Below are 9,997 nucleotides of genomic sequence, written 5' to 3' on the forward strand. Positions count from 1 at the left end.
GCTGCGCGTCGCCACCGGCTGGGCCGGCAACGCCTACGGCGGCATCGCCATCCCGCGCATTGGCATGGAAGTACTCGTCACCTTCCTCGAAGGCGACCCGGACCAGCCGCTGATCACCGGCTGCCTGTACCACAAGGAACACGTCGTCCCCTACGACCTGCCGGCGAACAAAACCCGCAGCACCTTCAAAACCCTGAGTTCGCCGGGTGGTAAGGGCTACAACGAGTTTCGCATCGAAGACAAAAAAGGCGCGGAACAGATCTACCTGCACGCCCAACGCGACTGGGATGAAAACATCGAGCACGACCAGAAAATTCGCGTCGGCAATGAACGGCATGACACGGTCGAGGCCAACGTGTTCAGCGAGTTCAAGGTCGAAGAGCATCGGATTACCCATCTGGATCGCAAGACCGAAGCGCGGGCGGACGATCACCTCACCGTCGGCGTGACTCAGCATGTGAAGATCGGGACGGCGCAGTTTGTCGAGGCGGGGCAAGAGATTCACTACCACGCTGGGGAGAAGGTGGTGGTTGAGGGTGGCATGGAGCTGACGGCCAAGGCTGGTGGGAGCTTTGTGAAGATTGATGCGGGTGGCGTGACGATTAGTGGGGCTGAGGTGAAGGTGAATTCGGGTGGCGGGCCGGGTGCGGGTACGCCTGCTGCGCCGTTGTTGCCGGGGCTGATGAAGGTGGCGGATGCTGATGCTGCGGGCAAAGTCCCGATCCCGCTGCCCAAACGCCTGAATGAGTCCGGCATCACCCCGTTGTGCGGCAAACAGAGCAACGGCGCTTGCAGCCGTAAGGATTGCACATGCATGTAAAAGCGTTGAACGCCCTCCTCGCCGAACCCCGTCATTCGTTCGAGCAACTACCAAGAGAATCATCCAGCCAAGCGCTGTGTTTCATCATCGACCGCACTCGCCAGCCTGAGGCCATGAGTCGCCTCTACCGTGTCGGCGAGCCGATGCACTCTCAAGGGTTGTTCATCGGCACCGATTTCGCCGAGATCGCCGCTGACGGCCCCTTGTGGCTCACCGCCCCCTGGGGCAGTCGACTGGCCGCCGAAGCCGCAGCGCTTTGCGCAGAAAACTTTGCCGGCATCGCCCTGACCACTGACGACCCGGTCAAGGCCTTGGCCCATGCACGCTGGCTGTTGCGCGCCAATGACGGTTCCGGTGGCCAAAGCCTGCTGAGCTATCACAAACCGAGCCTATGGGCTGCACTGGCCTACTCCGCCGGCGAAACCGCCCACCAGCTCTTCGGCCCGTGGCAACACGTCTACACCCCTGCCCCAACCCATTTCGGAGCCCGCAACGGCAACTGGTTGAGCTGGCGCCCAGTCTCGGAACTCAAATGGCTGGGCGACGTCTCAGCGTTCAACCTGCCGGAAGATGCGCCGAAGATCCAAGAGCGACTGGGCTGGGTCTACTGGGTCGATGAGCAATACACCGCATTCGGCGAACCGACTGACGAAGAGCTGCCCAACATCGCGGCAAACCTTGATGTATTGGTCGCTCACAACATCTACGAAGGCCGGCATTTGCTCAAACTGACCGACATCGCCAACGGCCCGCTGCTCGAAACGCAGCCCCAAGCCATGTCCATCCTGCAATCCAGGGAAGAGTCGTTCATCAAGGTTGAACAGCTGAAGCAACTCGCCACCAGCGCCGCCTGATGAACCCGTCCGCGTAACGAATGAATGGAAGCATTTATGGAATCCAATATCGCTGAAGCACCCAAGGTTGATTTCTCGACACCTGCCGCACAGCCATCGACCGATGCCGTCACCTCAACGGCACCTGCTGCACCAGCAGCAGAAGAAACCTGTGCGAAGACACCACGGGACATCGGCGAGCAGCCCGACGTTCCGGATGAAACGCCAGGCTCGTATGACAAAGTAAAAACGCCGTGTTCAACAACCTACGGCAGCGCGATTTATGACACTGAGAACGAGTCATTCTGGCTGCTTCCAGATCGCACAACCTCGGCGCTCAAAGAAGCGGCTAATGATTTGGATCAAAAGGTCAGCACGAGCAAATCACCCGAGGAACGTAAAAAAGGCCTTTACAGCACCGGTTTGCTTGAATACTTCCTCGAACCCAAGTTGGGTAACTTTCTCGCGGGCGAGCAGCAAGCGCGAATGCTCGAGATTGAGGCGCAATACCCTAGCATCAGTGATCTCGATGCTACCTTGCTAGTGGCGCAGCAGCAGAGAAAGGCTGCAATGGCGCCTGTCCCGACTCCCTCGACACAGCTCACCCGACTTGAACAAGATGACATCAAAAAGTCCGAGTGGATGGCAGCGCAACAAGACGCAACGCGGGTGCGTGGAATTCATAGTGAATGGCAAACGTTGAAGCGCGTCGCCATCGCCGCAGCCAAAGAAAAGGGCTACGCCTACGAAAGTGGAAATCTCTACTCGCCCGAAGCCATTGCGGCTCGTGAGGGCGTGCAGAAATACCTCAAAGCTCGAGAAACCTTACTCAAAGAAAAAGACCTGGCCACTTTAGGCTCGGCTGAACTTGCGCCATTGTTGGCTGCAGACAAAAAGCGGCTAGACGATGTCGCGACTTGCGGAACGAATAACCAACTCCCTCTGTGTACTTACGTGCGCGATCAGGAAACACAGCGCTTAAAAAGAAAAGCGATCTATGTTGCTTACCTTGATTCCATTACCCATGTTGCTCAATACGGAATCGCGCTACCCGAATTCGCCCTGACTCCTGCTACTGGCGCTTCGGTCGAAGGTGGTGTCGACTTATTCAAGCAATACCTGGCGCTTGAGAAGAAGCAAACAGAAGTCAACGAACGTCTCAGCAAAAAATACAAAGGCTGGATCGAAGCAAGCGGACGGCAAGCCAAAGCTCCGGCAAACCTTGTTTCCATCGAGCGCGCCGAATGGGACCGTTTGCAGGCAGATAAAGAAAAGTTGCGGCTACAGGCCGAGAAGAACATGGAAGCCGCGCCTGTTCGACGCCATCTTTTATGGGAGCCGGAGCAATTCCAGGCCAAGCCAATTGATCGGCTCGTCAAGGATGGTTTTCCGCTGCATGAAATGAGCATGCTGGACGATCTGAAGAAACCGCTGACTTACCTCAGTATGTATTCGCTTCCAAGACTTCAAAAAACACTCAAAGACGATTGGAAAAAGGTCCGCGCCAAGGTCAAAGACCTCCAAAAGCGTCCAGGCAACAGCACTGGAAAAGCTTCCACCGACAGTGAACTGAATTTGTTCGGCCAGTGGCTAGAACAGGAAGGCGCACTGCGAATCAAGGACCAGGAAAGTGACTGGTTTTCTGCTGAAGGCTGGTTCGAGATTGAAAAGTTTTACAGCTTCCTGCAAGACAAAAAGTACGAAGTCAGCGGTCTTGAAAGTGCGGGCTCCCGTAAAGAATGGGGCGTACGCTTGCAGCAAGTTCTGTTCAAAGACAATGTGCGCAAGACTTTCCGCATATTCGATATCAGCCCACAAGCGCAACTGGTTCGCTGCCTGACTTCGTCATCCAAGGACATCATTCACGGATCAACCAAAGTCGAAGGCCCCGCTTTTACTGTAGCGGAAGGATTTAAAGCTTCGGCCAAAGCGTCATTCGGCGTCGACCTTGCCCGTGGCGAGGTCGAACTGTTCAAAGTCGATCTACCGGAACGCAGCAAAGCCAAAGAAATCACATTCACCTATCTGGACGCTCATAGCGTCCAACAAACCCTCAATCTGGGCCGGTTTTCGTTGTATCTCGGCGCCAAGGCTTGGGGTTATGCCGGTGCTTCTCTGCTGCTTTCCTCCGAGATAGCACTGGATGTTGGCAACGCCGGATTCCATTTGGCCCCACCTGAACCCGTGGTCCGTACCGGAGACAAGCGCGATTTCGCTCAGACGCAAACCAGCAACCAAATCAAGGGAGCCCCCACCAACCTGCAAGTGCAGAATGGAGGCAAAGCGGCATTCAATTTATTCGCAGGCTTGCAATCAGGAATCATGGTTACCGGCGCCTTGAACTGGGCTCCTCCTTCCGAAGTCGCACTGCTGCAAAGGGCACCCACACGCGGGTCTAAAGACTCGATGAAGACCAACGAGTGGTTCAGCCTCGCCCGTTTGACCGCTGAACTAAACGTGGCGGCGGGTTTGGGTGCCAAGGGCGAAGCAAGTATCTCGCTGTATGATGGCCGCTTAATTCTGGTGCTGAAGGCTTCGTTGGTAGCGGGGCCAGGCGTGGGTGGGGCTTTCAAGTTCGAAGTGGGTTACGACGCGGTGACAGAGTTGATCAACCTGTTTCGGCGAGAGCTTTATAAAAACAAGCAGAATCCGTTTATTATGGTGGATGAAAAAGCAATTACTTTGATGTCCAATTTAAACACTTTGGCTCTCTGCGGTTTTGATGTGGGCATGGTGTATTTGCTTGGTATTGACATGGTTATGTCGATCTATGAATCGTTGACTGCCGCGGGCAAAGGTGGGCCGATTGCAGATACTATTGTTAACTATGAGAATCAGGCAGAACTTGAAGAGTGGTGCGTGAATGCCATTCCAGGGGCGTTGGGCCCGTTACTAAAAACATTGATTAGCCCACCAACAGCATTTAAGGTCGCGACTGTCGACTCATCCGTTAGCACAGAAAAAAATGAGCGGGCATATGATGAATCACAAGCATATTTCATCCAGCAACAAGCGATAGAGCGAGTTCTAGGCTGGATAGTGGAAAGTGCTCAAAAACAAAACTCTATGGATAAAGCCCAACGCCAGTTCGAAGAAGCATGTATGCGCATGAACCGCTTCGGTGTTAAACCTGAGACCGGCGGCCAGGAATATTGCGATAATCGGTTGCTGCTAGACAACTTTATGGCTGAAGGCGTAATACGTCTTGAACAGCGCAGAGGGGACTTGATGCGAGAGCGCTACAAATCCCACGTGAAATTATTGGGCGGTAATTTTGATGGTTTCTGCCAGCGAAGCCAATATTTTGGAAGAACTTATATCGTATCGGGCAAAGCGACCTACAACGGCCCCAATCAGTAAAAATATTTCCGAGATAAATATGAAATTAAAAGAGCTACTCTCAACCGCGACATTATTTTTCTTATTTTCAAGCATTGCACTAGCGCAACTCTCACCAGAGCAGAAGTCCGCAAAAGACCAAGGATTGATTTTTTATAATCAACTAAAGTCAGTCTCTGCCACACCTTTCTTGGCTATCGCAGCAGAAGCCGGAGATCAGGAGGCACAATATTTTTTGGCTGAGTCGTTGCGAAAAAAAAATCATTACATGAATCCTGAGTCTCAGAAATGGTATGAAGCCGCTGCTGAGCAAGGAGATTTGTACGCAATGATTCAGTTAGGTCGTAACACTGACGACCTGTGTAAAAAACTGGAAAACTGTGCAACTGAACAAAAAGCTCCTATTGAATGGTTGAAACAAGCACAAAGCATCGCCAAACCTAAAGCAGAAAATGGTGATGCAGAGTCAATGTACATAATGTATGAGCTAACAGTCGATAAAAACTGGCTAAAGAGAGCGGCAGATGCTGGGCACCCAATAGCACAATATTGGATGGGGATAACGGAGATGCAAGGGGAAGGCTTTTTTCTTCCTTGGCAGCGCCAAGAGTCAATTGAAAAATGGTTTAAGGCATCTGCTGAAGGAGGCTATCCAAAAGGGATGAGAGAGTACGCAGTAATTCTTGGCGAAAAAAAAGATATGGAGGGCTATCGTCAATGGAACGAAAAAGCAGCTCTAACTGGTTATGCATCCTCAATATTTGAGTATGGTTCGGATTTAGCTCACGAGCCAGACCTATATGGTTATCCTCTCGATATTGTAAAAGGATATGCGCTGATTTACCTGCTGAAGGAATTAGATGGTGGAGGAGGAATGCAGGCGGACGTGAAGGATCAACTTCACAAAACCTCCTCAAAAATCACTTCTAAACAAATCATTGAGGCAGAAAAATTTGCTGAGACATGGAAAGCAACCCATCCTCCAGTATCATTTTTCCCAGAAAAGCTTAGCCGTTAATCCAATGAAAGCCTCCCTTTTCAGTGGACTGTTAATTTGGACAATTTCAGTCAATGCCTATGCTCAACTTACAAGAGATCAGATTTCAGCAAAACATGAAGGGCTGATCTTGCACAACCAACTCAAAGCTGTTTCAGCAATCCCCTTCCTTACCGTTGCTGCTGAAGCCGGAGATCACGAAGCACAGTACTTTTTGGGAGAATCTTTCAGAAAGAAAAATCACTATATGAGTGCTGAAGCACATAAGTGGTATGAGGCGGCTGCCACTCAAGGTGACCTGTATGCCATGATCCAACTCGGCCGCAGCAAAAATGATATTTGCGACCTGAAAAATGATTGCCCCAAAGATCAAAAGAAACCGGTTGAGTGGTTAAATGAAGCCCGAGATTTAGCAAAACCCAAAGCAGACGCCGGAGACGCCGAGACTATGTACGTCATGTACGAGCTTACGTTAGAAAAAAACTGGCTTGAAAAATCAGCCTCTGCCGGTTTTGCACTCGCACAATATTGGATGGCCGTGGGCTACAAACAAGGTGATGAATTTTTTCTACCATGTAAGCGCACGGAAGCAATTGAAAAATGGTTCAAAGCATCGGCAGAAGGCGGATATCCAAAATCGATGATGGAATATGCGGCGATCTTGTACGAAAAGGGAGATATGGATGGCTTTCGCCATTGGAATGAACAAGCAGCATTAGCAGGTTACGCATCTACAGTTTATGGCTATGGATCCGATCTCGCTCATGAGCCGGACAAATATGGTTCCCCATTCGATATAATTAAAGGCTATGCACTTGTATACTCTTTGAGGGAACTAGACGGCGGTGGCGGAATACAGGCCAGAGTAGAAAGCAAACTCCCAAAAATTGCAGAAAAAATGACACCCGAACAGATAATTGAAGCTAAAGAGTTCGCTCAGAAATGGAAGATCACTCATCCTCCACTTTCATTTTTCCCTGACAAGCTGAGTCGTTAAACGCGGTGAAAATTTCATTTTTATGGGGGCTATTAGCGCTAACATTTTCAGTTGGCGCGCAAACTCAACTAACACCGCAACAGCAAGCAGATAAAACACTAGGCACAGCACTTTACAATCAACTCAAGATCACTTCATCGCTACCTCATCTAACAATTGCCGCAGAGGCTGGCGACGCTGAAGCGCAATATTATTTGGGTGAATTGATAAGGAAGAAAAATCATTACATGAATCCTGAATCTCAGAAGTGGTATGAAGTCGCTGCTGAGCAAGGAGATCTGTACGCAATGATTCAGTTAGGTCGTAACACTGACGACCTGTGTAAGAAACTGGAGAACTGTGCAACGGAACAAAAAGCTCCTATTGAATGGTTGAAACAAGCACAAAACATTGCCAAACCGAAAGCAGAAAATGGTGATACTGAGTCAATGTACATAATGTATGAGCTAACAGTCGAAAAAAACTGGCTGAAGAGAGCAGCAGATGCTGGGCACCCTATAGCACAGTATTGGATGGGAATAACGGAGAAGCAAGGAGAAGGTTTTTTTCTTCCTTGGCAGCGCCAGAGTCAGTTGAGAAATGGTTTAAGGCATCTGCGGAAGGAGGCTATCCAAAGGGGATGAGAGAGTACGTCGTAATTCTCGGCAAAAAAAAATGATATGGAGGGCTATCGTCAATGGAACGAAAAAGCAGCCCTACTCCCTATCGAAATCAAGGAACTAGCATGGCTCTGAAAGACCTCATAGCACAGGCAGTGTCAAAGTATGGAAAAACATCTAACATCACTCTGCAACCCAACGAAAGCACAGGGCAACTGCCGCTTGAACTATTTATTACAGATGAACACACTACCAATTACTTAACTCTACAAGTGGCAGGAGATGCTGATCGGGGAGGTATAACCGGAATGGCAGCAGGTGTTGGCTCATTGGCCAGTCTGGTTCTTGCCTTGATGATGATGTTAAAAGGGCGCTGGGATTTAGTTGGGCTATGCTTTTTTTTAGGGGCTGCGATGTTTTTTGTTCCGTTTTTTTTGGAAACAAGAAAGCCGTTACCCTTGCCCATACTTTTTAACCGCCGAACTCGAGAAGTCTATTTTGACAAGGCTGGCGAGCTTTTTCATACCCCTTGGGATGATATCCAGGCAATTGCTTGCGAATTTCAAATGACCGGAATTTACACCGGAAGCATAAACAATGCATCCCTAGAAATCTTAGTAAAACGGTTGGGAGAACCGGAATATTTAGCCATGGTAAGTTTAGGTTCTCCCATGGGGAAAACGCTAAACATGCAAAAAAGCTTTTGGGAGTATATCCGCAGTTACATGAACAACGGCCCGTGGTTCGATAAAAACGGAAAACATACCGATTCGGACGAATTCGTTAGAAGTCAGTTGTCGAGCAACATCAGGAAATCAGACTTCCTGGCTTATTGGAAAAAAACAATCACGGACAAAAAACTTCAGTCTGAAGGCAGCAATTTCCTTAGCGCATCAGACGCCTTCATGTTTATTGGGCATCTTATTTTTTACCCAACCAATGCGATACAAGATTTTACATACGACTATGCAAAGCGTAAAACGCGAAATCTCTGGCCCGAAATTGTTACCGAGAGATTAAAATCTGATGGACCTACGACGCGCCTCATAGATCTTGAGCGTGAGCGTGGACTGTCGGTTTGAATCACGTTCGATAACAAATGACACACCTGTTCTATTTATCCAAATCACACCATATAAAGAAGTTTCTTGATCTGACATTTCAAGACGTTTACGGCTCCGCCATCCAGGCGCCGAAACATAAAGTCAAAATGGATCGCTGGATAGCGAAAAAAAAGAATGCCAAGATCACGATGATTTTTTAACGAATAGCAGTGAGTTGAGAAAGGCTTATTTTCAGAAAAGAAATTCTCCAGCGCCCCGCAAACAAGCCAGCGTCCACAGGAGACTGGCTTGTTTGTAATGCTGTGACGTCAGACCGGCGCTTTCCAGCCCATCATCCGCTGCTGCGCAACCTGCAGCAGATCGCAACCATCCTGGGTCAGCAGATAAAGCGCATGAGTAATGTGCGGAATGTCCCGAACATCGCCGTGCTTGAAGCATAGGCAGTGGAGTGTTTCAAGTAACTGGCTGGAGGCTCGGATGCGCTGCAACGCGGATTCGAGGATGTCTTGGGGATTGGCTTCTGTATCGATCACCAAGGGATTTGAATCGGTAACGCTGCTTTTGATTGAACGGTAGCGTTCGGGGAAAGGATTTATCGTTGGCATAGTAAGCTACTCATCTGTTTTGAAGTAACCGCCAGCACCGTGACCAAACGATGGGAGGCAGACTGTGTACAGGCTTGGTCAACCGAGAACAGTAACTCAGCTCGCCCGAAGGCGTCCTGCACACAGCCGCCACAACAATGCGCCATAAGGACATAGATGTCCGCAAGGCGAATCATGGCACACATATGTGCACTGTTCTCAGGTGACCAAACCTGTTCGCTGATTTTGCAGCGATGCCTAACAGTAAACGCTGGATGCTGGTTGGCGAAAGACGACAAGGCGCCCTCGCTTGTAGGAACGGGATGAAGATTTCTAAGGTTTATTCCGTGTAATCGGAAGGATGGAGTGTATGCGATCCATAAACCCCACCTACCAGATGGCCGTGGTATGAAGTCAGGTATCCGACTCGGATACATGCTCCCCTTGGGTTCCTACCCCAAACAACCGGTCGGCTATCTGCCGACCTCGCTCCAACCCTTCAGCCGTTAACCAAATCGATTTGTTCTTGTTCACCGGATTACTGATGAAACCATGTTCATGTAATCGGCTCATGGTCTCGAAGTCGAACCCTTTCCAAGCATTACCGTTATCAAAACTGAAGGTTGCCAACAGGGCCAGCACGGCTTCTTCAATCAGTTTATCGTCGTATTCCATGATCGTTGCTCCGCTCGTATTCTTTAAGCTCACCGTAAACCCTACCAGCCAGCAAGATGGATAGCGCGTTTAACTACGCGATACCGGCG

General features: G+C 49.8%; 9 protein-coding genes. 7 read left to right on the forward strand and 2 right to left on the reverse strand.

Annotated features, from left to right (window positions below):
* The 7 genes from AACY49_RS28965 to AACY49_RS28995 form a co-directional block, all read left to right on the forward strand.
* The coding region (locus tag AACY49_RS28965) for a bacteriophage T4 gp5 trimerisation domain-containing protein (RefSeq protein WP_339527583.1) at positions 1 to 820 on the forward strand (820 nt) is incomplete at its 5' end.
* A complete protein-coding gene (locus AACY49_RS28970) occupies positions 811 to 1,674 on the forward strand; it encodes a DUF4123 domain-containing protein (RefSeq protein ID WP_339527584.1) in 864 nt (287 codons plus the stop codon). The genes AACY49_RS28965 and AACY49_RS28970, both read left to right, overlap by 10 nt.
* Before the next feature lie 36 nt (positions 1,675 to 1,710).
* Positions 1,711 to 5,013, forward strand: coding sequence for a hypothetical protein (locus AACY49_RS28975; RefSeq protein ID WP_339527585.1), 3,303 nt, complete (start codon positions 1,711 to 1,713; stop codon positions 5,011 to 5,013).
* 19 nt (positions 5,014 to 5,032) lie between these two features.
* Positions 5,033 to 6,010, forward strand: a complete 978-nt coding sequence (locus AACY49_RS28980; RefSeq protein WP_339527586.1) for a tetratricopeptide repeat protein — start codon at positions 5,033 to 5,035, stop codon at positions 6,008 to 6,010.
* A 4-nt stretch (positions 6,011 to 6,014) separates the two neighbouring features.
* Positions 6,015 to 6,986 carry a tetratricopeptide repeat protein gene (locus AACY49_RS28985; RefSeq protein ID WP_339527587.1) on the forward strand — a complete coding sequence of 324 codons (972 nt, stop codon included), beginning with the start codon at positions 6,015 to 6,017 and terminating at the stop codon, positions 6,984 to 6,986.
* 5 nt (positions 6,987 to 6,991) lie between these two features.
* Positions 6,992 to 7,609: a tetratricopeptide repeat protein gene (locus tag AACY49_RS28990; protein ID WP_339527588.1), complete on the forward strand. Its 618-nt coding sequence runs from the start codon at positions 6,992 to 6,994 to the stop codon at positions 7,607 to 7,609.
* Between the two features lie 101 nt (positions 7,610 to 7,710).
* Positions 7,711 to 8,667, forward strand: a complete 957-nt coding sequence (locus tag AACY49_RS28995; protein ID WP_339527589.1) for a DUF6708 domain-containing protein — start codon at positions 7,711 to 7,713, stop codon at positions 8,665 to 8,667.
* Positions 8,668 to 8,957: 290 nt separating this feature from the next.
* Here AACY49_RS28995 and AACY49_RS29000 read toward each other — a convergent pair whose 3' ends face one another.
* The gene (locus AACY49_RS29000; RefSeq protein ID WP_339527590.1) at positions 8,958 to 9,254 is read right to left on the reverse strand and encodes a hypothetical protein; all 297 of its coding nucleotides are present in this window, start codon (positions 9,252 to 9,254) and stop codon (positions 8,958 to 8,960) included.
* A 393-nt stretch (positions 9,255 to 9,647) separates the two neighbouring features.
* Positions 9,648 to 9,908: a DUF6429 family protein gene (locus AACY49_RS29005; RefSeq protein WP_025859586.1), complete on the reverse strand. Its 261-nt coding sequence runs from the start codon at positions 9,906 to 9,908 to the stop codon at positions 9,648 to 9,650.
* Positions 9,909 to 9,997 lie beyond the last annotated feature (89 nt).

This window comes from Pseudomonas sp. EL_65y_Pfl2_R96 (assembly GCF_963970905.1).
Classification (GTDB): Bacteria; Pseudomonadota; Gammaproteobacteria; order Pseudomonadales; family Pseudomonadaceae; genus Aquipseudomonas.

Bases quoted from the DNA above. Each gene is read 5' to 3' on its own strand.
- AACY49_RS28975 (WP_339527585.1), top strand. From the start codon at position 1,711: ATGGAATCCAATATCGCTGAAGCACCCAAGGTTGATTTCTCGACACCT.
- AACY49_RS28970 (WP_339527584.1), top strand. From the start codon at position 811: ATGCATGTAAAAGCGTTGAACGCCCTCCTCGCCGAACCCCGTCATTCG.
- AACY49_RS28980 (WP_339527586.1), top strand. From the start codon at position 5,033: ATGAAATTAAAAGAGCTACTCTCAACCGCGACATTATTTTTCTTATTT.
- AACY49_RS28995 (WP_339527589.1), top strand. From the start codon at position 7,711: ATGGCTCTGAAAGACCTCATAGCACAGGCAGTGTCAAAGTATGGAAAA.
- AACY49_RS28985 (WP_339527587.1), top strand. From the start codon at position 6,015: ATGAAAGCCTCCCTTTTCAGTGGACTGTTAATTTGGACAATTTCAGTC.
- AACY49_RS29005 (WP_025859586.1), bottom strand. From the start codon at position 9,908: ATGGAATACGACGATAAACTGATTGAAGAAGCCGTGCTGGCCCTGTTG.
- AACY49_RS29000 (WP_339527590.1), bottom strand. From the start codon at position 9,254: ATGCCAACGATAAATCCTTTCCCCGAACGCTACCGTTCAATCAAAAGC.